Genomic DNA, 21129 nt, shown 5'->3' on the forward strand with positions numbered 1-21129 from the left:
GGGAGAAAGGGGAAGCTTTCTGTACCGGTGCGGCGAGCTGGCATATAGCCTGCCTCGGCCAGGCTAAGCCGACTAGCGCGCAACCGTGCCTATCATCTCCAGCTTTTTCGGCATCTACGTCCGCATGTACTTCGTGGACCATGCCCCGCCGCACATCCACGTGGAATACCAGGGTCACGAAGCGCTGGTGGCTATCGGCGATGGCGCCATCTTGCAGGGCGGGCTGCCGAGGCGCGCCCAGGCGATAGTCAGACAGTGATGTCTCGACCACCAGCGGGAGCCGGAGCAGGATTGGGCATGCGCGCAAGCCCTGCAGCCCATGGGCCGTATACCGGGGGCCGACAATGATTAAGCTGATCGAAGTCGAGCCGAGAGGTGGCTACCAACTCGCATTGCGCTTCTCCGACGGCGCCGCCGGCGTACTCGACTTTGCGCCTTTCGTCGATGCCAACACGCCCATGACGGCACCACTGCGCGCCCCTGCATTTTTCGCTCGCCACCACATCGAGCTGGGTGCGCTGGCATGGCCCAACGGGCTGGATTTCAGTGCGGGGTCGCTGTACCGGCGGTTGGAGGACGCGGGGAAACTGGTGCGTGGCAAGCGGGTGGCTTGAGTTGCAGCAGTGCTGTGCCCACAGCCTGCGGGTTGTCCAAGCGTGAGGAGCTCAGCATGGCCGAAGCGCTGTCACCCGCCATGGACCTGCCACCCTCATGAAACAGCGCACGTTCGCCTCGCTGAGCTACGAGACCAAGAAGAAGCCGACGCGGCGGGAGAAGTTTCTCGGCGAGATGGACCGGGTCGTGCCATGGGCGGATCTGCAGGCGCTGATCGCGCCGCACTATCCGACCTCCGGCCTGCGCTGTACGAAATCGAGTCGATGCGTCGGTTTGCGGGTTTGGAGTTGAACGACGGGGCGATTCCGGACGAGACGACGATCTTGGAATTCCGCCGGCTTCTGGAGCAGCACGGTCTGGCGCAGCGGATGCTGGAGGTGGTGAACGTGCACCTGGCCGACAAGAGCCCTCTGCTGCGCCAGGGCACGATCATTCATGCGCCGTCCTCGACGAAGAACGCGGACAAGGCCCGTGATCCGGCCATGCGCCAGACGAAGAAGGGGAACCAGCGGTACTTCAGCATGAAGGCGTACATCGGTGCGGACGTCGAATCGGGGCTGGTGCACACGGTGACGGTCACGCCGGCCAACGAAGCGAACGTGACGCAAACAGAGAAGCTGCTGCACGGCAGGGAGAAGAGCGTGCATGCCGACGCGGGCTACATCGGCGCGGACAAGCGGTCGGAGAAGCGTGGTCGGAGGTGGTCCATCGCCGCCAAGCGCGGCACCGTGGTGAAGCTTCCGGAAGGCGAGCTGAAGGCGGCGACGAAGGAATTCGAATCCCTCAAGGCGGCGATCCGCGCGAAGGCGGCCCCCCCGTTCCGGGTGATCAAGCGGCAGTTCGGCTACGTGAAAGTGCGCTACCGCGGACTGGCGAAGAACGCCGCGCAGGTGCAAGCGCTGTTCGTGCTGTCGAACCTGTGGATGGCGAGGAAGCGGTTGTTGGGGATGACGGGATAAGTGCGCGCGCAGGCCGCAAGACGGACCGAGCACAGGCGAGCAAACAACGAAACCGAGCACCGAATGCGCAAACAGCCCGCGCAGAGATGCGATGCTCGCCTCATGCGCGCCAGCTGGTTGCCACGCGGCGATAGATTGGATGTTCCCTAACGGTGTCAGACCCCTCTTTCTGAGAAGCTCAGTTGTCGACGCGCCGCCAAACCGACACCGGCACGTCGCCGTTTGGACGCGGCGGCACCCGGTAGCTGAGCGTGTCGCCATGCAACTCGAAGGCGCGGCGTTGCTCCTGCCCCTCCCAATTGGGAAAGGAGGCGCCTTCGATATGGAACACCAACTGGTGCCGGTCCGGTTCGACTGCGATCGTGCCGAAATGGGTACTCGAGCCCAGCACCGCCGCCCGGTATTCCTGCGCGCTGGCCTTGGCCTTGTCCGGGTTGGCGAAGCGCGGGCGGTCGCTGCGGAAGATCTGCAGCGAGTAGTGCCCCGTGCGGTCGATCAGCAGCAGGCCCTTCGGTGCATCGCCGTAGTCGCGCGAGCGCGAGCCATCCGGATGCAGCACGTCGGCTGCCACCAGCGTCCAAGTTCCGGCCAGCGAAACATCGCCGCGGGTATCGGCCGCCCCAGCGCCGGAGGACCAGGCCAGGCCGGGCAGCAGGCAGGCAATGACGGCAAGGCGGGAGAAGGTACGGTGCAGGCTCATGGGGTTTCTCCTTCGAATCGGGTGCAGCATGCGTGGGTGGAGTCCCGCCGATCGTAGGGCTTGCCGGCATGCGGAAAAACCGAATAATTCGGTAGCAATACTTTCGAATTGCTTACCGATGCCGCTCCCCAATCTCGACATGGACGCGCTGCGCAGCCTGGTGGCGATCCTGCACCTGGGCAGCCTGGCCCGTGCCGCGGAACGGATCGGGCGCTCGCCCTCGGCGATCAGCCAGCAGATGCGCAAGCTGGAGTTGCAGTTGGGCCAGCCGCTGTTCCGCAAGCAGGGCCGCCGCGTGGTGTTGACCGAGGCGGGCGACCGGGTGCACGCCTACCCTTCAGACATTTGCGGACGATCCGAGATGACCAGGAAAAACGCCACATCCAGGTTCGAGGCGAAGCTGCTGCGCCCGGCGGAGCCCCGCCATGCGTCGTGGACGTTCGTGGTCCTGCCCGCGGAAGTCAGCGCCCGGTTGCCGCGGCGGGGCAGGACGACCGTGGAGGGCACGCTCAACGGCCAGGCCTTCCGCGCCACGCTCGAACCGGATGGCCGGCTGAGCCATTGGCTCAAGGTGGACAAAGCGCTGCGCGAGGCCGCTGGCGCCGCCATCGGCGACAGGGTGGTGCTCGAGATCGCGCCGGCGGCGAAGGAACAGGAGCCGAAGCTTCCTCTGGACCTGCGCCGGGCGCTGGACGACGCGCCCGAGGCCCGGGCGACCTGGGAAAGCACGACCACCCTGGCGCGCGTGGACTGGGTCCACTGGATCACGTCGGCCAAGCAGCCGGCCACCCGCGCCAAGCGGGTCGCCGACGCCTGCGACATGCTTGCCTCGGGCAAGCGGCGGGTCTGCTGCTTCGACCCGTCCGGCTACTACAGCAAGGCGTTCAAGGCGCCGGAAGCGGCGGATGAGCCCCAGGGAGGTCTGTCCGGCGGACGGCGAGCCGGTCGCCGGCACGATCCGGTCCGCACCGCGTCCTCGCGGTAGCAGTTGACCGGCACGCCACTGGACAATGCCTTCGACACATTGAGCCGCAAGATGCCACCTGCGTGCGGTCGTCGAACGGACGCCTGCCGCGGCCGAGCGGGACCGATGGACCCGCAGGCGCAGCTGGTCGACCAGATCCGTGGCCAGCAGCGGGGGCACCAAGTCGCTGCTGCCCCGGGCGAGCAGGCCGGGACCGTTACCGCGCCTGGGTTCGCACACCGCGATGGCGATGCCAAGCCCCACCTTGACGCCCACCGCACCGCTACGCCACTTTCCGGCACTGGACCCAGCCGAGCCCCGCCGCCGCCATGCGACGCGAGATCGCCATCGTCGTCTTCCCGGGATTCCAGCTGCTGGACGCCGCCGGCCCGGTCGCCGTGTTCGAGATGGCGGAGCGCTTCCGGCCGGACAGCTACTCGATCAGCGTGCTCGCCCCGGGCGGCGGCATCGTGCGCAGTTCCTCGGGCGTGCACCTGGCGGCGGTGCCGCTGGGGCAAGGCCGTTTCGACACGGTGATCGTCTCGGGCGGCACCCTGGCGCAGGTCGAGGAAAGCCAGCGCGACGTCGTGGCCTGGCTCGGCGACGAGGCGTGGCGCCGGGCGGCGGGCGTCTGCTCCGGCGCGTTCTTCCTCGCCGAGGCCGGGCTGCTCGACGGTCGGCGCGCCACCACGCACTGGGACGCGGCCGAGCGCTTCCGGCTGCGCTATCCGCAGGTGCGGCTGGATGCCGACCGCATGTTCGTCAGGGACGGCAACGTATGGACGTCCGCGGGCATTTCCGCGGGGATCGACCTCGCGCTGGCGCTGGTCGAGGACGACCTCGGCCCCGGCATCGCGCGGCGCACGGCGCAGCAGCTCGTCGTCCACCAGCGGCGGCACGGCGGGCAGTCGCAGTATTCGGCGCTGGTGGAGCAGGGTGGCCGGACCGGGCGCTTCGGCGAGCTGATCGGCTGGATGCGCGTGCGCCTCGCCGAGCCGATGACGGTGGAGCGTCTGGCCGAGCGCGCCGCGATGAGCCCGCGCAACTTCGCCCGCGCCTTCGTGGCCGAGATCGGCGCGACGCCGGCGAAGGTCGTGGAAGGGCTGCGCCTGGAAGCCGCGCGCGTCGCGGTCGAGACCAGCCATCTCAGCCTGGACCACATCGCCGCGTCGACGGGCTTCGGCGATGCCACACGCATGCGCCGCGCCTTCGTGCGCGCCTTCGGCATGCCGCCGCAGTCCCTGCGCCGCAGCGCGAGTGCCTGAGCGCGACGCGCGTCGCAGAGCAGGCCTGCATCGGGCGTGTGCGCGTGGCGCGCATCCCGCCTTGGCCGTTTTTGTCCGGAATTTGTCCTTGCGGGCGATGCCTGGATCGCCCATAAAAGAGCGCCGCGGAGCACCCCGGCCGAGCGGCATTCCGCTGACGACCGTCCTGCCGTGCAGGCATGCATGAATCCGTGGCCGCGAGGGCCATGGCATCCGTGGCCTGCACCGGGAAACACCCCAACCTTTCGCGTGAGGATTCCCATGCGCCCGATCCTGCTCGTTCCGGCCATGCTCCTGTGCCTGGGCGCCGCGCAAGCCGCGACACCGGCCCCCGCGCCCGCAGCGCCGACCCGGCTCGACCACATCCTGCTCTGGGGCCGCGGGATCGACCAGGCCACCGCGGTCATGGCGGTCAAGCTGGGCTTCCAGGTGCGGCCCGGACGCGATCCCGGCGGAGTGGCCAACCGCTACGTCCGGTTCGCCGACAGCAGCTTCATCGAGCTGCTCGGCATCACCAGGCCCGATCCCGTGTTCGATCCGGGCATGAAGGAAGACCGGCAGGCGCTGAAGGGCGGGCCGGGCTCGCGCACCTTCGGCTTCCGCACCTCGTCGCTGGATGCGATCCACCGCTCGCTGCAGGCGCTGCACTACGCGGTCACGCCCTTCTTCTCCGGTCCCGACGGCGCGAAGCCGGGTTGGCGCCTGTTCGCGTTCGACCGCGCGCCGCTGTCGAGCAACACCTTCTTCATCGACTACGCCGCCGGCTACGCGCCCGACCAGTTCGACCCCATCAATGCCGACGACTACCGCGTGACGCGCGAGCATCCCAACGGCGCGCGCGAGCTCTCCTCGATATGGCTGGTGTCGGCCGACGCCGATGCCGACCGCCGGCAGCTCGAAAGGATGGGCTTCGGCCACGCAGTGCCGGTCGGGCTGCCCGAGGTGGGCGCGAAGGGCTTCTGCGTGCCGGTCGGCCCGACCGCGCTGCTCGCGCTGCAACCCGACGGCGCCGGCCTCGCCGGACGGACCTTGGCCAGCGGTGGCCCGCGCATCCTCGGCGTGAGCTTCGGCGTGGCCGACCTCGGCCGCGCACAGCGCTGGGTCGAGCGCGGCTACGAACGCGAGCTGGCGACCTACCGCGGCCTCTCCGGCGAATCCTTCCTCGCCCCGACGCAGGACGACCTCGGCCTGTCCATCGAATTCCACGCGATGCAGCCGACCGGTTCGCCGTGTGCCGGCGCGAGTCTTTAGGCCGGGCGTCAAGACATGTGCATCCTCTCGCCCTGCGTGCAGAAATGAAGCGCTTCTTGCGAGATGACCAGATGTCCCGCGGCGGACGGTGAATCGGCGCGCGAGCGCCGCGCCTTCGTCGCAGGCGCGGCGGCGGGCAGGACGGGCTGCTCACGGCCAACCCGTCCAGGGCCAGCCGGCTTTGGCGGCTGCCCACTCCCGGCCTGGCCGGAGATCGAAACCTGCACGGATCAATCAGGAATGCGCCCTATTCTCATAGACAACGAAGCGGCGGCCATGCGATGCTGCTGCATCCGCAGTGGATTCCCGGCGACCACTCGCCGAGCGGCCCGGTGGCGCTGCCGGAAGGCAGGTAGTTCGGTACCGCGCTGGAAACGACTTCGCAGTCCGGCGGCACTACCACGTTCAAGCCGGTGACGTTCAACACGCTGGTCGACTCGCCAGTCCACGCAGGCCAGTGTTTCAAGCGCGTTGATCTGACGCCGGTCGGCGAGGCGCCGGTGCACCCGGACATCGTGGCCGACGAGCCGAAATACCTGGCGATGACCCCGGAGCAGGTGGCAGTGCATCGCGCGCTGGCCATGCAGGCGCTCAGGCTGTTCGGCGCGCACCACTACGACCACTACGACTTCCTGTTCTCGCTGTCCGACCAGCCGGGCGGCACCGGGTTGGAGCACCACCAGTCCAGCGAGAATGGCCCGGGCACCGACTACTTCACCGCTTGGGCGGACGGCGCGCCGGACCGCGACCTGCTGGCGCACGAGTACACCCATTCGTGGAACGGCAAGTTCCGCCGTCCGGCCGACCTGCGGACGCCCGACTTCAACGTGCCGATGGGCGATTCGCTGCTGCGGGCAGGCGCGCCTGTCGGCTTGCCGCATATGGCCCGTTGGAAGTCCGGCCAGGGCAACCCGTCGGGGCCGCACGGCTAGCGACGCGCCGGGGTCGCTCTGCGGGCGCCGACATGCAGGCTGCCCGACGCATCGAACGCGATTGCCTCGCCCGTTTCCGGCGCGACGAACGTCGACGCGGACGTGGGCACCAGCGGTGTGCGGCCGACGTCGGGGAGATCGAGGTACCAGCGGCTGCCGTCGCGGACGAGGGCGACGTTGCGTCTGCCGCGCGGATCCGGATCGTCGAAGACATAGCGGCCGAGGCGTTTCTCCATGGCGGCTTCGTCCAGCGCGGCGCGAACCGCGACCCGCGGCGCGTAGTCCGGCCAGCCGTAGGCGGCCGCCACGGCCTTCGTGAACTCGCCGCCCAGGTAGGGGCCATTGTCGCCGTCCGTCATCACGACGACGCCGTTGCCGCTCTGCAGGTACATCACGTAGCTGCTCTTGAAGCCCAGGTTGCCGCCGGAATGCATGAAGCGGCGATGTTCGCCGTCGCCGCTGACGAAAACGCCCATGCCGTACTTGCCGGGCCCGGGGGCGAGCATTGCCCGCGCGGCCGGGCGGGGCATGAACGACGGCAGCCCTTCCGCGGCGGCGCGCACGGCGACAAGCCAGCGCGCGAGGTCTTCCGCCGTCGTCCAGAGACCGGCGGCGGCCAGTTCGGGATAGGTGTTGGCACCGCCCGGAACCGGCCTGCCGTCGCTGGCATGCCCGGTCGCGTGCGGCAGCCCCGGGGGCAGCGGCTGCGCGAAGGTGCTGGCATGCATGCCCGCCGGGTCCAGCACCTCCCGCCGCATGAGCTCCGCGAACGGCATGTGCGCGCAATGCGCCAGCGCGATCTGCGCAAGCGTGTAGCCGCCGCCCGAGTACGCATACGCCGTGCCGGGCGTGGCCGCAATGACCACCGCGGGCGTGTTCGCCGGCGGCTGGCCGAGCACGACCTGCTCCGGCGTGGGCACGGCATGCCCCGGCGGATAGCCGGGAAAACCGTCCACCGTGGCGCCCGCGGTGTGGTGGAGCAGCGCGCGCAAGGTGACCGGATGCGCCGCATCCTGCTTGCCTGCCGGCAGCCGCAGCGGCAGCAGGCACGCATCCACGGGCGCATCGAGGTCCACGGCGCCACGGTCGGCAAGGATCGCGGCCAGGCTTCCGGTGACGCCCTTGCTCAGCGATGCGGCCTGGAAGCGCTCGTCGCCCGCGGGCAGCCGCACCGTTCCATCGATGCCATAGCGTGCCGACCATGCGATCCGGCCATGTTCGATCACGGCCACCGTCATCGTCGGCACCCGGTACCGCTGCATTCGTTCGTACACGTTCCAGCGGACCGCCGGTTCGCCCGCGACCTCGACGCGCGGCCGCAGACCGTTCTCCACGGCCTAGCGGCGCGCATCGCCGGGGCCGGGCCGCGTGCACCCGGCGGCGGCGAAGAGGGCGAGCAGGCATGCGAGCGAAGCACGCATGACATGGGGCTTGCCCGGGACATGTCCGGCCGCCGTCATCAGCAAAGCCTCCCGTCGCACGAGGCGAAGACGTCGTGGCACGGATGCGCGTGATGCCGCAAAGGTTTAATCCCGCAGGGTGCCTGCCAGAGCCCGGGATCGGCATGACGGCGAGGCGGAAGCGGGCGGCATTGCCGGAAGCCGCGACGGCAGGGCGCCCGCTGGCCGCGTCGCGGTCCCCTGCCGTCGTCGCGGGGCGATCGGTCGGCCGGCCGGCGTCCGGATGCGGGCTTGAGCACCACGGTACCCCGTGGGACGATCGCGTGGTGACCGGCCGTTCCGCCACAGCCCAGCATCTTCGTGACCTCGCGCGGCTGCGCCGCGTGCGCGACCGCATCGACCGCGAGTACGCAAGGCCGCTGAACGTCGAGGCGCTCGCGCGCGGCGCGCACATGTCGGCCGGGCACCTCAGCCGGCAGTTCAGGCTCGCCTTCGGCGAGTCGCCGTACAGCTACCTGATGACGCGGCGCATCGAGCGCGCGATGGCGCTGCTGCGCCGCGGCGACCTCAGCGTCACCGAGGTCTGCTTCGCGGTGGGCTGCGCGTCGCTGGGTACCTTCAGCACGCGCTTCGCCGAGCTGGTCGGCGTCCCGCCCGGCGTCTACCGCCGCGAGGCGGCGGGCACGACGGCGGGGATGCCGTCCTGCGTGGCGCGGCAGGTGACGCGGCCGGTCAGGAATCGAGAAGCGCGGGCCGGCGAACCGGGCCTAGCATGAGCGCTCCTTCGCCACCGGGCAGCATCACCATGGACATCAGCATTCACGCGAGCTTCCTCCCGCACACCGACCCGGACGCCTCGCTGGCCTTCTACCGCGACGTGCTCGGCTTCGAGGTGCGCAACGACGTCGGCTACCAGGGCCTGCGCTGGATCACGGTCGGCCCGCCGGGCCAGCCCGACACCTCCATCGTGCTGTACCCGCCGTCCGCCAGTCCCGGCGCCACCGACGAGGAGAAGCGCACCATCGCCGCGATGATGGCCAAGGGCACCTACGCGATCCTGCTGCTGGCGACGCCGGACCTCGACGCGGCCTTCGAGCGCATCCAGGCCAGCGGCGCCGAGGTCGTCGAGGAGCCGACCATGCAGCCCTACGGCGTGCGCGACTGCGCCGTGCGCGATCCCGCGGGCAACCTGCTGCGCGTGCAGGAGCGGCGCTGAGCGCACACGCGCGGCCCAGCCTGGTCTGCGGACATTCGCGGAGGACCGAGACATGGCAGGAAAAAGCAGGGCGGGGACCGGCTCCAAGCCTTCCGCCCGCCGCGCGACGGGCAGGGCGTCCCCGGGCTTCACGGACGAGGAACGGCTCGCCATGCGCGAGCGCGCGCGGGAGCTCAAGGCCGAGTCGCGCGGCCGGCGCGCCGCCGGAAGCGACGGCGAGGGCGACGTGCTCGCCGCGATCGCCGGGATGCCCGAGCCGGACCGCTCCATGGCGGCCCGCATCCACGCCATCGTCAAGACGTGCGCGCCGGAGCTCGCGCCGAAGACCTGGTACGGGATGCCTGCCTACGCGAAAGGGGACAAGGTCGTCTGCTTCTACCAGGGGACGTACAAGTTCAAGACGCGGTACGCGACGCTCGGCTTCAGCGACAAGGCGCAGCTCGACGACGGGGCGATGTGGCCCACGGCCTTCGCCCTGCGCGAGCTGGGCGCCGCGGAAGAAGCGCGGATCGCCGAGCTGGTGCGGCGCGCCGCGGGAAGCCGGTAGGGCCGGTCTCCCGGACGCGGCACCGCGCCGCGGTCATCCATCCCGCCGGCCGCGCCGTGCCAGCAGCGGATGCGTCTCCGGCATGCGCAGGAACGCGGGCAGCACGGCCAGCGCGACCGCGGCGATCATGGCGCCGGGCACGGCGGTCCAGCCGGTCAGCCGGACCAGCAGCTCGGCGAGGAAGGGCGTGAGGCCGCCGAAGATGGCCGTGGCGACGGTCACGCCCAGCGCCAGGCCGCTGAGCCGGCCTTCGCCGGGGAACTGCTCGGCGGTGGCCGGGGCGCCCACCGCGCTGACGCCACCGGCGAGGCAGGCCAGCACGATCGCGCCGGTGGCGATCTTCAGCTCGCCGCCGGCGGCCATCAGGCCGAACATCGCCAGCGGCAGCGGCAGGCTGGCGACGGCCAGCCCAATCAGCACCGGCCTGCGCCCGATCCGGTCGGACAGCGCCCCGGCCAGCGGCGTGACCAGGATGACCGCCACCGCGGCCAGCGTCGACAGCCCCAGCGAGCGGCCCTCGGCGAGGAGGCCCGACGAGGTGAGGAACGCCGGCAGGTAGGTGATGCCGACGTAGTAGGTGATCGAGCCCAGCGCCGAGACGGCGAAAGTGCGCAGCAGCGCGGGCCGGTGATGGGCGAGCGCGTGCCGCAGCGGCGAGTCGGGCACGCTGCGCCGCCGCACCTGCCGCAGGAAGTCCGGCGACTCGTCCATGGAGGAGCGCGCGAACCACACGCCGCCGGCCAGCACCGCGCCGGCGAGGAACGGCAGGCGCCAGCCCCAGGCGTCGAGGCGCGCCGCGTCCATCGCGCCGACCGTCAGCGCGGACAGCGCCACGGCCAGCAGCGCGCCGACCTCGCTGGCGGCCGAGGCCAGCGAGGTGACGAGGCCGCGCCGGTCCTTGCGCGCGCCCTCCAGCAGATAGGCGACCACGCCGGTGTATTCGCCGCCGACCGAGAACGCCATGAAGCAGCGCAGCAGCAGCAACAGCGCGCCGGCCGCCGGCCCGATCGCGGCATGGCCGGGCAGCAGCGCGGTGGCGAGCATCGCCAGCGTCATCAGCATCATCGACAGCAGCAGCGTGCGCCGCCGCCCGATGCGGTCGCCGAGGTGGCCGAACACCATCGCGCCGAGCGGCCGCATGCCGTAGGAGACGGCGAACCCGGCGAGCGTGACCAGCAGCGAGTTCCCGCCGCCGCCGAAGAACACGCGCGAAAGCACCGTGGCGAAGTACAGGTAGAGGGTGAAGTCGTACCACTCCACCACCGTCGACAGTGCCGCGATCACCTTGGAGCCGTGCGAGACCTCGGCGGCGCTGTGCTTTTCGGTCCGGGTCATCCGTGGGCGTCGGAAGCGGGCGGTGTCCCGATGGTAGCCGCTTCGCGTCCACGCCAAAGTATGGAGTGGTCCGCGGCAAGGCGGGGAGCCGGCCAAGGCGTCACCGCAATCGCGGATGACTTGCCGGCGTTGCATGGCGTTCAACGATGGCTGGCCGCCGTCGCTTGCACGGGTACGCCGGCACGGTCGCATCGAATGCCGATGCGGTTCGGGATCTCCCGGAACCTGTTCACGATCTTCCCCCGCCCCTCCCGGGAGCCGTCCGCGCGTGGGCCAGGGAAGCGCGAAGGCACGCGGAGAAGCGCCATGGACGGCGCCGGCCTTGAGGAGCGAGGAAGGGATGCCGGTCCGCGACGGCGTGGCATGGCGGGAGCGGGCGAGGGTCCGGGCATAGCGGCCGGAGGCCGCTCCCACAGGGAACCTCGCAAGCCTTGTGGGAGCGACCTCCGGCCGCGATCAACCTGACGCGAAATCGCCAACGGCCCCGATGCCAGGCCCATCCCCGATACCGGGAGGTCGAGCGCGGCTCTGCCTGGCCGGAGCAGCACGCGAGGCGATGGAAGCAAGGCGAACGCCGCCCCCGCACCCGCCCGCGCTGGTTGCAGGCGGCTTGCCCTGCCACGCCGCCCTCACTGCACGACGCGCATTCCCTCCGGCATCTTCGAGAGCATCCGCATCGCGTTCAGGGTCGCCACCAGCTCGCGGTAGCTGCGCGCCAGTTGCTCGTAGAGCGCGGCATAGGCCTGGCGGGTGGCGCCGGCGACGCCGTGGTAGGCGCTGCGGCCGATGTCGATGAAGTAGTCCACGGTCACCCGGCGCCGCTCGGCCAGGCCGGGGAACAGGCCCGCCACGAGCAGGCAGCGGTCGCCCACGTCGCGCAGGGCGTCGGCGCGCGCGCTGCCCACCCGCGATAGCGCCTCCATCCAGTCCACGCCGTGCACGTGCGACAGCAGCGCGGCGTAGTTCTGGTAGCGCAGCAGCACGAACACCAGGTGGCTCTCCTGCGCCTCGTCCAGCGGGTGCCCCGCCCGTTCCGCCGCTTCCAGCACCAGCGCCTGCCAGACCTCCGCCGGCGTGCCTCTCCTGAACGCTTCGAACATGTCGCTTCGCCTCCCGGTTTGTCGACGCTTCGAGGCTACTTCGTTCCTGCGGGAGATGCCCGGCAGCCGGGAGGGGCGACTGCTGATACGCGGAAGGCAGGGATGCGATGGCGGCCCGGGTCCGGCGGTGGCGAGTGCGCGCCGTTCCGCTGGCCGCGGCTCATTGCCCTCCGGCGCGGCGTGCGCCCGGCCACACGCGGAACATGGCCACGGCATGGGTGGGCACGCTGGCCGCGATGCGGCCGTCGCTGGCGGCGTCGGCGTGCTTCCACAGGTCGCGCACGGTGTAGCCGTCGGTCGCCTTCATGCCGACCTCCTGCGCGGTGGTGGCGATCTCCACCGGCCCGCGGCCGCGGTTGAGCAGGACCACGGCCACCGAGCCGTCGGACATGGGCTTGGCCCAGACCTCGGTGGCGCCGTCGTCGCGCACCTTGTAGCCCTGGCGGCCGCCCCAGTCCTGGTCCACGGCGATCACGTCGCGGTTGGTGAGGATGCCGCGCACCTCGTCGGGCATGTGGCGCAGGTCGTTGCCGGCGATCAGCGGCGCGTTGAGCAGGGCCCACAGGCTGAAGTGCGCGCGGTTCTCGTCGTCGGTGAGGTAGCCGTTGCCCACCTCCAGCATGTCCGGGTCGTTCCAGGCGCCGGGATGCGAGGTGCCCGACAGCCCGGCCTGCTGGTCGAGGATGTCCAGGATGCCCTGCGGGTAGCGGTTGTCCGGCTGGTCGGTGGACCAGCGCGGGGTGATGTCCTGGGTGGTGCGCCACAGGTTGCCGATGGCCGGCGCCCAGCGCCAGGGCGCCTCGTTGCCCCACTCGCAGATGCTGTAGACGATGGAGCGGCCGGAGTAGGCCAGGGCGTCGCGCATGGCGGTGTAGCGCTGCACGTAGGTCCGGCCCTGGTGGTCGCCGCAGTTGTCGTACTTGAGGTAGTCCACGCCCCAGCGCGCGAACTGCTCGGCGTCCTGCCGCTCGTGGCCGAGGCTGCCGGGGTAGTCGGCGCAGGTGGTGGTGCCGGCCGATTCGTAGAGGCCCAGCTTCAGCCCCTTGCCGTGCACGTAGTCGGCCACGGCCTGGATGCCCTGCGGGAACTTGGCCGGATCGGGCACCAGCTCGCCGTGCGGGCCGCGCTGCCTGAGCAGCCAGCAGTCGTCGATGTTGACGTAGGTGTAGCCGGCGTCCTTCATGCCGGAGGCGACCATGGCGTCGGCGGTGGCCTCCACCAGCGCGGCGCTGACCTCGCAGTGGAAGCTGTTCCAGCTGTTCCAGCCCATCGGCGGCGTGCGCGCCAGGCCGTTGTCCAGGGCGTTGGCCGCGATGGCGGCGAGCGCGGCGGCCGACGCGGCCAGCGTTGCCAGGAAGACCTTGTGCCATGCGTTCATCGGTTCCTCCACGCGGCCCGCGGGAACGCGCGGGCAGGATGCGGCCGTCCGCCGCGCCGGCGCCGGCCATTCGGCCTGACCGGGGCGTCGCGCGCCGCGCCCGGGCGGCGTGGCGCCGGAAGGACCCGCCCGGGGCGACGCGCGGCAGAGTCGCTAGCCTTGCTTCTCCAGCGCCTTCACCGCGTCCAGGGTTTCCTGCACGTGCTTCTTCGGGCTGAGGTCGGAATAGACGTGGCTGATCTTGCCCGAGGGGGCGATCACGTACGAGGTGCGGTCCGACCAGCCGGGGCGCAGGGTGAGCAGCGCGTCGTATGCCTTGGCGACCTTCGCGCCGTCGTCGGCGGCGACGGGGAACTTGCCGCTGCAGTGCTCGGTTTCCTTGGAGAAGTCGGCCAGCTGGTCGGTGTTGCCCGCGGTGACGCCGATCACGGTGGCGTGCAGCGCCTTGAACTGGTCGATGGCCTGGGAGAACAGGTGCGCCTCGAGGTTGCAGCCGGCGGTGTGCGCGGCCGGGAAGAAATAGACCACCACCGGCCCCTTCTTCAGGGCGTCGGCCAGCTTGAAGGTGAAGGGCTGGCCGGCGAGGTAGGCGGGCAGGGTGAAGTCGGGCGCCTGCGCGCCCGCCTTCAGCGCGGCGAACGCGGGCGGGGCGAGGGCGGCGGCCGTGAGGGCGAGGGCGGCGAGCTTGGTCGGCAGTTTCATGGGCGTGCTTCCTGGTGGGAGGAGAAGGGCTTTCGCTTTATACGCGCAAACGCGCCGGGTGGGTGCGGCAAGTGCGTTGGCAGGTTGCATTGCGGGATCTCCGTGCTTCACATCCACCGTGGGCGGATGGATACGCTTCGCCCTGGCGATGACGCCGTATGCCGCCCGCCTCACGGTTGTCCGGGCGATCCCGAGGGAAAGTTGCGCCACGGCGATGCGATGCGGTCCTCGCGCTCCAGCCGGTAATAGCCGAGTACCCGTTGCTTCTCTGCCTGGAACCCAGGACGGTCGGCCGGCGGAAGGTCGGCTTCCGGATGGACGCCATCAGCGTCGATGGCAAAGAACTCGTGGCCTATGGCCGCCACGCCGACGGAATCCGGCCTGGCCTCGAACAGCGAGGTGCCCAGAAAGCTGTTGTCGCCCTGCCGGATGCCCAGCAGTTGCAGGAGCGTCGGCGCGAAGTCGAGCGAGGTGCGGTCGTGCGCGTCGTAAAGCGTGGGCAGCGCGTGCGTGGGGTCGTAGACCAGCAGGGGAATCGCGTCGACGAAATAGGGCTGATAGCCAGTTCCGGCCACGGCGCGGTAGGGCGGCTCCGGAAAGGTGGCGTGGTCGGTGGTGAGGACGAGAATGGTGTCGCGCGCATAGGGACTGGCCATGAAATAGTCCAGGAACCGGCCGAACGCCCGGTCGAGGTTGTGCAGCTTGTTCAGCGCGGCGTTCGAGCCATCCCCGTACTTCGCGCCGTTCGGCATGACGTCGAGAAAGGCATGGGTGCCGAAGTTGTACAGCCCGACGAAGAAGGGGCGGCCGCCGCCGGAGAGCGAGCCGCGCTCCATCAGGACGTGCAGTGCGTGGAAGAGATCGTCGTCGCTGAGCGCGCCCTCGACGAAGTAGTAGGGACTGCCGGGGGCGATGTCCCGTGCCACGTCGTCGAACGAGTACACCCTGTCGAAACCCAGCGCGCGCAACATGGTGTTGAGGCCGACGGTGTCGTGATGCGGCGACAGGAAGAAGGTGCCGTAGCCGTGGTCGCGCAGCAGCATCGGCAGCGAACGGTAATGCACGGCGGCCAGCGCGGGACGGGCGGCTGCCGATTCCCAGGAGGCGCCATCTTCGCTGCCGCCGGCTTCCGGATAGCCCGAAACCAGCTGCCCTTGCAGGCCGCGGTAGGTGGCTGCGGTGTGGTTGTAATAGCGGACCACGCGCATCGATAGGCCGGCGAAGCGGTCCATGTTGGGCGTCAATCCGGGGTATGTCCCGCCATAGGCGCCCAGCAGGCGGGCGGAAGTGCCCTCCATGAAGACGACGATCACGTTGGGCGCGGCGTGCTGGCCTGGCTTGCGCGCGAAGGGCAGTCCGGCGCTGTAGATCCAGTGCTTCTCGAGCGGATACTTCGGCCCATGAGCGGATATCTCGGGACCGTGGTAGGCGTAATGGTCACCCACGGCAGCGCGGAGCGTGTGCGCCAGCGCGACAAGCGGGGCCTGCCGATAGTCGGCCTGGAGCAGGCCGGTGTCCGGCTGAGCGAGGAAGGAACAGGCCACGCCGAGGCCAAAGGCGGTGACGGCCGCCAGTCGAAGGCGGCGGCCCTTTGTCGGCGGGGCTGGGTGCGCCGCGCCGCGGGCATGGAAATGGCCAAGCACGAACAGCAGCCACCAGCAGGCCATCAGCGCGATGGCCAGAGCCATGCCGCGCCCGCGGATGATCCAGGCTTCGGCGCGGTTTTCCAGCGCCAGCGCGGTGATGAAATTGCCCGACAGGTGCAGCGAGTACATCTGCACCAGGTACGCCGCGCACACCAGCAAAGGGATGGCCAGGTAGGCGCCTTCGGCGGCGGCGGACCGCGGCGCGGGGACCGGACGCATCGCGGCGCAGAGGCTCCATGCCAGTCCCAGCTCGGCGGCCGCGGCCAGGCACTGGACGAAAGCGTGCGCGGTGGTGCCCGGCCATGCCGCGGAATCGTGCAGCACCAGGAGATAGGCCGCGAGCAGGCCGACGAAAAAGATGGGCCGGTGCCGGCTGGCCAGCCATTGCCATCGCATGGATCGTTCCGGGCGCATCGATGCTTGCTGTAGAGGACTGATCATGCCCATGGACGAGGTCGCTGGCTACTTGCCTTGCCGGTGGGAGGCAACGCGATCGTCGGCGATTCGGCGGCAGGGCCGCCGGCCTGCGGCATCGTGCTTCGAGGCGATGCTACAGTTCCGGGTCCTTGGCAAGCGGACGACGCGATGACGAACCCGGCTGCATATCCGATCGGTACTCCCGGCAGCCCCTGGGGCGAGGCCGAGATCGCGTTGTGGCGGTCGCGGCAGGCACGCAAGCGCAGCTACGCGGCGGACGTGCTGGCGGCGGTCGAGCGCCTGCGCCCGCGGTTCGACGTCGTGGAGTACGGCCGCCTGGACTACGCGCCCGACAGCTACCCGCTGTACGCGCTGCGCAGCCGCGGCTGGCGGGACGGGCTGCCGGCGATGCTGGTCACCGGCGGCGTGCACGGCTACGAGACCAGCGGCGTGCACGGCGCGCTGCGGTTCGCCGAGGACCATGCGGCGGACTACGCGGGGCGGGCGAACCTGCTGGTCGTGCCGTGCGTCAGTCCCTGGGGCTACGAGCGCATCCACCGCTGGAATCCCGGTGCGATCGACCCGAACCGCTCGTTCCGCGAGGACAGCCCGGCGCCGGAGTCGGCCGCGCTGCTGCGGCTGGTCGCGCCGCTGCGCGGGCGCGTGCGCATGCACATCGACCTGCACGAGACCACCGACTCGGACGAGACCGAGTTCCGCCCGGCGCTGGCCGCGCGCGACGGCAAGCCGTTCGAGCCGGGCACGATCCCCGACGGCTTCTACCTGGTCGGCGACAGCGAGAACCCGCAGCCGGAATTCCAGCAGGCGGTGATCGCCGCGGTGGCGAAGGTCACCCACATCGCGCCGGCCGACGCCAACGGCGAGATCATCGGCTCGCCGGTGGCGGCGCCCGGCGTCATCAACTACCCGCTGAGGGCGCTGGGGCTGTGCGCGGGCATCACCGGCGCGCCCTACGTCACCACCACCGAGGTCTATCCCGACAGCCCGCGCGCCACGCCGGAGCAGTGCAACGCCGCGCAGGTGGCGGCGGTGCGCGCGGCGATCGACTACGCGCTGGCGCGCGCGCACTGAGCGTCGCCGGCGGGGCGCTTCCGGCCGGCGCCGGGCGAAGCGGGCGACGGAGGACTGCCGCGCTCGCGCCGCGGAGCAGCGACTTCGGACGCCACGTCCGGCCCGCGCCGGGATGGCGCGGGCCGGATTGCGGGCGGGCGAAGCGGAGTCGACGGCCGTGCCGGCGCGCGTTGCCGGGCGCCGCTCAGCGCCGCGCGGCGAGCACGCCGTCCAGCGCGGGCTGCGCCTTGAAGCCGGCCTTTTCCAGCCGGCGCGCCACCTCGCGCGGCACGTCGCGGCCGCTGGTCAGCTTGTTGGGGCTGCCGGTGTAGTGGAACAGGCGGCCGCCGCGGCGCAGCACGCGCGCGAGCTGGTCGTAGAAGGTTTGCGCGTAGAGTTCGCCGGCGATGCCGAAGCGCGGCGGGTCGTGCAGCAGCGCGTCCACCGAGGCGTCCGGCACCTGCGCGATCGCCGCCGACACGTCGGCGTGGACGAGCGCGAGGCGCCCGCCGTGGGCCGGATCGTCCGGGTCCGGCGACCACGGGTTGAGCGTGCGCAGCCACAGCACGTCGGGGTTCTTCTCGAACGAGCGCACCGACGCCGCGCCGGCCTCCAGGCAGCAGACGGCGAAGTAGCCCAGTCCGCCGCAGGTGTCCAGCACCGCCTTGCCGCGCGGCTCGACCAGCGCCACCTTGCGGCGCGCGTCCTCGACCGGCGAGGTCTTCGCGGTGGGCAGCATCTTGATGCCGTCGATCTCGAAGGTGGGCGCGCCCCACGCGGTGGGCACCAGCTTGATCAGCGCGCCGGAGAAGCGTGACGCCGGCGCGAACGCCGCGCCGTCCCAGTAGTGGATCGTGCGGTCCCTCAGCCTGCCCGGATACGGATATTCGCGTCCCTGCCATGTCCAGCACTCCGCGGCGAGCGTCGCCTTGCCGGCCGAGCGGTCCAGGTCCAGCGAGCCGCGCCAGGCGCAGGCGCCCGCGTCGCGCGCGGCGAGCAGGGCCTCGGCGGTGGTGCGGGTCAGCAGCGGGCCGGAGTAGCGCGGCACGGGGGTCTCCTGGCATGGGGCGAAGCCGCCGGCCGACGGCGGGGGAGGGCGCATCGTATCCGCCGGCCGGATGCGGCGGAAACCGGGGCGGCGCGCGTCGCGGACTTCATGCTAGCCTCGGCCGCCCCCTGGTCCGGCGATGTCCCCATGCTGATCGTCCATCACCTGAACAATTCGCGCTCGCAGCGCATCCTGTGGCTGCTCGAGGAACTGGGCGTGCCCTACGAGCTGCGCAAGTACCAGCGCGACCCGAAGACCCTGCTGGCGCCGCCCGAGCTGCGCGCGATCCATCCCCTGGGCAAGTCGCCGGTGGTCGAGGACGGCGGCGCCGTGCTGGCCGAGTCCGGCGCCATCATCGAGTACCTGATCGACCACTACGACACCGGCCGGCTGGCGCCGCTGCAGGGCATGCCCGAGCGGCAGCGCTACACCTACTGGCTGCACTACGCGGAAGGCTCGGCGATGCCGCCGCTGCTGCTGAAGCTGGTGGCCTCGCGCATCGCCACCGCGCCGATGCCGTTCTTCGCGCGGCCGATCGCGCGCAAGATCTCCGCGAAGCTGCAGCGGGACTTCATCGACCCGCAGCTCGCGCTGCACTTTTCCTACGTCGACAACGAGCTGGCCGCCACGGGCTGGTTCGTGGGCGGCGAGTTCAGCGCCGCGGACATCCAGATGAGCTTCCCGCTGGAAGCGGCGCTGGCGCGCAGCGGCATGGCGGAGCGGCTGCCGCACGTCGCCGAGTTCGTCGCGCGCATCCGCGAGCGGCCCGCCTACAAGCGTGCGCTTGAACGCGGCGGCCCGTACGCCTTGCTCGGCTGACGCGGCAGCCGCCGGCACTTGATCCTGCCGGAACGCGCGGCGCATGATCCGTCGCGCGCTTCGGGGCGCCCGCGGGTCCGCGCGAAGGACGGAGTCCACCCACTCGAACACGATCGACGGCACACGTTCCCCGTGCTGGCCTGCTTGCGGACCGCCGGCCTCTGCATGGAGGAATCACGATGTCCCGTCGCGTCCTGCCCGACCATCCCGATCTTGGCCAGCTCCGGCGGCAGGCCAAGGAACTGTTGCGCGCCGCCAGGGCCGGGGACCCCGCCGCCCTCGAACGTTTCCGCATCCTCCCGTCCCTGGCGCGCGCCGCGCCGGACGCATCGGCCGGCACGCCGCTGGCCTTGCACGACGCGCAGGCGGTGATCGCGCGCGAACACGGCTTCCCCTCGTGGAGGGCGCTGGGCGAGCGCGTGGAGGCGCTGGCGCTGGATTCCGGCCAGGCCGTCCGCGCCTTCGTGCACGCCGCGACGGACGGCCGCGGCGACCGCGCGAAGCGCCTGCTGGCGCTGCACCCGCGCCTGCCACTGGCCAGCTTCCACGCCGCGCTGGTGCTGGGGGACGCCGCACGGGTCGAGGCCGCGCTGGCGCGCGATCCGTCGCTGGCGCTCAAGCCCGGCGGCCCGCGCGGCTGGGAGCCGCTGCACTACGTCTGCCATACGTCGCTGCGCGCCGTGGGCCTGGCCGACGACGGCGGGTTGGCCGCCGTCGCCCGGCGGCTGCTCGGGCTTGGCGCCGATCCCCGCCTGCGCTTCCCGTGGCGGCACCACGGCGTGCACCGCCCGCTGCTGTGGGGCGCGATGCTGGCGACGCGCTCGCTGCCGCTGGCCGAAGTGCTGCTGCAGGCCGGCGCCGATCCCAACGACGGCGTGACGCTGCCGCTCCTCGCCAGCGGCGGCGACACGGCCGCGCTCGATTTCCTGTACGCCCACGGCGCCGACCCGGACCAGCGCTGGGCGACCGACGGTTCGGCGGCGCTCTACGCCATCCTGCAGTGGAGCCCGGCGGCGGCCGGCGTGCGCTGGCTGCTGGAGCACGGCGCGGACGCGGACCCGGTCTTCGACGGCAACGGCGAGACGCCCCTGCACGCGGTCGCGCGGCACGGCGACGTGCCGACGGCGGAGCTGCTGGTCGCGCGCGGCGCGGACGTGTCGCGCCGGCGCGCGGACGGACGCACGCCCTACGCGATCGCCGAGCTGAACGGCCACCACGCGCTGGCCGACTGGCTGCTGCGCCGCGGCGCGGCCGCCGAGCTGGCGCCGGTGGACCGCCTGGTCGCCGCGTGCAGCCGCGGCGACCGCGCGGCGGCGGCGGCGATGCTCGCCGCGCAGCCGGCGCTGCGCGGGGCGATCCGCGCCGAACACTACGCCGCCTTGCACCGCGCGGCCGAGCAGGGCGACGTGCCGGCGCTCGAGGCGCTGCTGGCCTGCGGCTTCGATCCCGACCGCGGCGACGAGGACATGGGCAAGACCGCGCTGCACGGCGCCGCGATGGCCGGGCAGGTGGCGGCGGTGCGGACGCTGCTGGCGCACGGCGCCTCGACCGCCGTGCGCGACCGCGAGTTCGGCGCGCCGCCGCTGGTCTGGGCCGCCGAGGGCGCGCGCTCGCAGCCGGGCGGCGGCGCGGACCACGCCGGCGTCGGGCGCCTGCTGCTCGAGGCCGGCTCGCCGCTCGACTGGCGGCCGGGCGGGGAGCCGAGCGCGGCCGTGCTGGACATCCTCGAGGCGTGGCGACGGGCGCGGCCGGCGTGAGGACGCC

General features: G+C 71.4%; 19 protein-coding genes and 3 pseudogenes. 14 read left to right on the forward strand and 8 right to left on the reverse strand.

Annotated features, from left to right (window positions below; translation table 11 throughout):
- The first annotated feature begins 85 nt into the window (after window positions 1-85).
- From C7456_RS09740 to C7456_RS09750, 3 genes and pseudogenes are all read left to right on the forward strand, one after another.
- Window positions 86-259: a DUF4160 domain-containing protein gene (locus C7456_RS09740; protein WP_211306303.1), complete on the forward strand. Its 174-nt coding sequence runs from the start codon at window positions 86-88 to the stop codon at window positions 257-259.
- Window positions 260-344: 85 nt separating this feature from the next.
- Window positions 345-614, forward strand: a complete 270-nt coding sequence (locus tag C7456_RS09745) for a DUF2442 domain-containing protein (RefSeq protein WP_109723549.1) — start codon at window positions 345-347, stop codon at window positions 612-614.
- A gap of 97 nt (window positions 615-711) precedes the next feature.
- Window positions 712-1574 (forward strand): annotated as a pseudogene (locus C7456_RS09750) (IS5 family transposase).
- A gap of 178 nt (window positions 1575-1752) precedes the next feature.
- On the opposite strand, the gene C7456_RS09755 reads toward C7456_RS09750, so the two are convergent.
- Window positions 1753-2274, reverse strand: coding sequence for a lipocalin-like domain-containing protein (locus C7456_RS09755; RefSeq protein WP_109723550.1), 522 nt, complete (start codon window positions 2272-2274; stop codon window positions 1753-1755).
- A gap of 139 nt (window positions 2275-2413) precedes the next feature.
- Between C7456_RS09755 and C7456_RS17525 the strand changes: the two are divergent.
- The 5 genes and pseudogenes from C7456_RS17525 to C7456_RS09780 all read left to right on the forward strand — a co-directional run.
- Window positions 2414-2578: pseudogene (locus C7456_RS17525) on the forward strand (helix-turn-helix domain-containing protein); the annotation flags it as partial.
- A 57-nt stretch (window positions 2579-2635) separates the two neighbouring features.
- On the forward strand, window positions 2636-3259 hold the full coding sequence (locus C7456_RS09765; protein ID WP_109723617.1) for a YdeI/OmpD-associated family protein: 624 nt from the start codon (window positions 2636-2638) through the stop codon (window positions 3257-3259).
- A gap of 308 nt (window positions 3260-3567) precedes the next feature.
- Window positions 3568-4503 carry a GlxA family transcriptional regulator gene (locus C7456_RS09770; RefSeq protein ID WP_109723551.1) on the forward strand — a complete coding sequence of 312 codons (936 nt, stop codon included), beginning with the start codon at window positions 3568-3570 and terminating at the stop codon, window positions 4501-4503.
- 261 nt (window positions 4504-4764) lie between these two features.
- Window positions 4765-5754: a VOC family protein gene (locus C7456_RS09775; protein ID WP_109723552.1), complete on the forward strand. Its 990-nt coding sequence runs from the start codon at window positions 4765-4767 to the stop codon at window positions 5752-5754.
- A 356-nt stretch (window positions 5755-6110) separates the two neighbouring features.
- Window positions 6111-6605: pseudogene (locus C7456_RS09780) on the forward strand (M61 family metallopeptidase); the annotation flags it as partial.
- Window positions 6606-6682: 77 nt separating this feature from the next.
- Here C7456_RS09780 and C7456_RS09785 read toward each other — a convergent pair.
- Window positions 6683-8020: a serine hydrolase domain-containing protein gene (locus C7456_RS09785; RefSeq protein ID WP_109723553.1), complete on the reverse strand. Its 1338-nt coding sequence runs from the start codon at window positions 8018-8020 to the stop codon at window positions 6683-6685.
- Between the two features lie 392 nt (window positions 8021-8412).
- Here C7456_RS09785 and C7456_RS09790 point away from each other — a divergent pair, with 392 nt between their 5' ends.
- From C7456_RS09790 to C7456_RS09800, 3 genes are all read left to right on the forward strand, one after another.
- Window positions 8413-8862 (forward strand): helix-turn-helix transcriptional regulator, encoded by a 450-nt coding sequence (locus C7456_RS09790; protein ID WP_109723618.1) that lies wholly within the window; start codon window positions 8413-8415, stop codon window positions 8860-8862.
- Window positions 8863-8891: 29 nt separating this feature from the next.
- Window positions 8892-9302 carry a VOC family protein gene (locus C7456_RS09795; protein WP_109723554.1) on the forward strand — a complete coding sequence of 137 codons (411 nt, stop codon included), beginning with the start codon at window positions 8892-8894 and terminating at the stop codon, window positions 9300-9302.
- Window positions 9303-9453: 151 nt separating this feature from the next.
- Complete coding sequence (locus tag C7456_RS09800; protein WP_170120199.1) at window positions 9454-9849, forward strand: iron chaperone; 396 nt, start codon at window positions 9454-9456, stop codon at window positions 9847-9849.
- 33 nt (window positions 9850-9882) lie between these two features.
- Here C7456_RS09800 and C7456_RS09805 read toward each other — a convergent pair whose 3' ends face one another.
- From C7456_RS09805 to C7456_RS09825, 5 genes are all read right to left on the reverse strand, one after another.
- On the reverse strand, window positions 9883-11184 hold the full coding sequence (locus C7456_RS09805; RefSeq protein WP_109723556.1) for an MFS transporter: 1302 nt from the start codon (window positions 11182-11184) through the stop codon (window positions 9883-9885).
- A 629-nt stretch (window positions 11185-11813) separates the two neighbouring features.
- On the reverse strand, window positions 11814-12284 hold the full coding sequence (locus tag C7456_RS09810; RefSeq protein WP_109723557.1) for a hypothetical protein: 471 nt from the start codon (window positions 12282-12284) through the stop codon (window positions 11814-11816).
- Between the two features lie 160 nt (window positions 12285-12444).
- Window positions 12445-13662 carry a glycoside hydrolase family 27 protein gene (locus C7456_RS09815; RefSeq protein ID WP_109723558.1) on the reverse strand — a complete coding sequence of 406 codons (1218 nt, stop codon included), beginning with the start codon at window positions 13660-13662 and terminating at the stop codon, window positions 12445-12447.
- A gap of 153 nt (window positions 13663-13815) precedes the next feature.
- A complete protein-coding gene (locus C7456_RS09820) occupies window positions 13816-14364 on the reverse strand; it encodes a peroxiredoxin (protein WP_109723559.1) in 549 nt (182 codons plus the stop codon).
- A 170-nt stretch (window positions 14365-14534) separates the two neighbouring features.
- Window positions 14535-16406, reverse strand: a complete 1872-nt coding sequence (locus tag C7456_RS09825) for an LTA synthase family protein (protein ID WP_170120200.1) — start codon at window positions 16404-16406, stop codon at window positions 14535-14537.
- 189 nt (window positions 16407-16595) lie between these two features.
- Here C7456_RS09825 and C7456_RS09830 point away from each other — a divergent pair, with 189 nt between their 5' ends.
- Window positions 16596-17519: a M14 family metallopeptidase gene (locus tag C7456_RS09830; RefSeq protein WP_109723561.1), complete on the forward strand. Its 924-nt coding sequence runs from the start codon at window positions 16596-16598 to the stop codon at window positions 17517-17519.
- Between the two features lie 184 nt (window positions 17520-17703).
- On the opposite strand, the gene C7456_RS09835 is transcribed toward C7456_RS09830, so the two are convergent.
- The gene (locus tag C7456_RS09835; RefSeq protein ID WP_109723562.1) at window positions 17704-18546 is read right to left on the reverse strand and encodes a class I SAM-dependent methyltransferase; all 843 of its coding nucleotides are present in this window, start codon (window positions 18544-18546) and stop codon (window positions 17704-17706) included.
- A 147-nt stretch (window positions 18547-18693) separates the two neighbouring features.
- Here C7456_RS09835 and C7456_RS09840 point away from each other — a divergent pair, with 147 nt between their 5' ends.
- Together C7456_RS09840 and C7456_RS09845 are read left to right on the forward strand one after the other, a co-directional pair.
- Window positions 18694-19365, forward strand: a complete 672-nt coding sequence (locus C7456_RS09840) for a glutathione S-transferase (protein WP_109723563.1) — start codon at window positions 18694-18696, stop codon at window positions 19363-19365.
- 179 nt (window positions 19366-19544) lie between these two features.
- Entirely contained in the window at window positions 19545-21122 is a 1578-nt protein-coding gene (locus C7456_RS09845) for an ankyrin repeat domain-containing protein (protein WP_109723564.1), read from the forward strand.
- Window positions 21123-21129 lie beyond the last annotated feature (7 nt).

The sequence above is a fragment of the Fulvimonas soli genome (genome assembly GCF_003148905.1).
In the GTDB taxonomy this organism is placed as follows: Bacteria; Pseudomonadota; Gammaproteobacteria; order Xanthomonadales; family Rhodanobacteraceae; genus Fulvimonas; species Fulvimonas soli.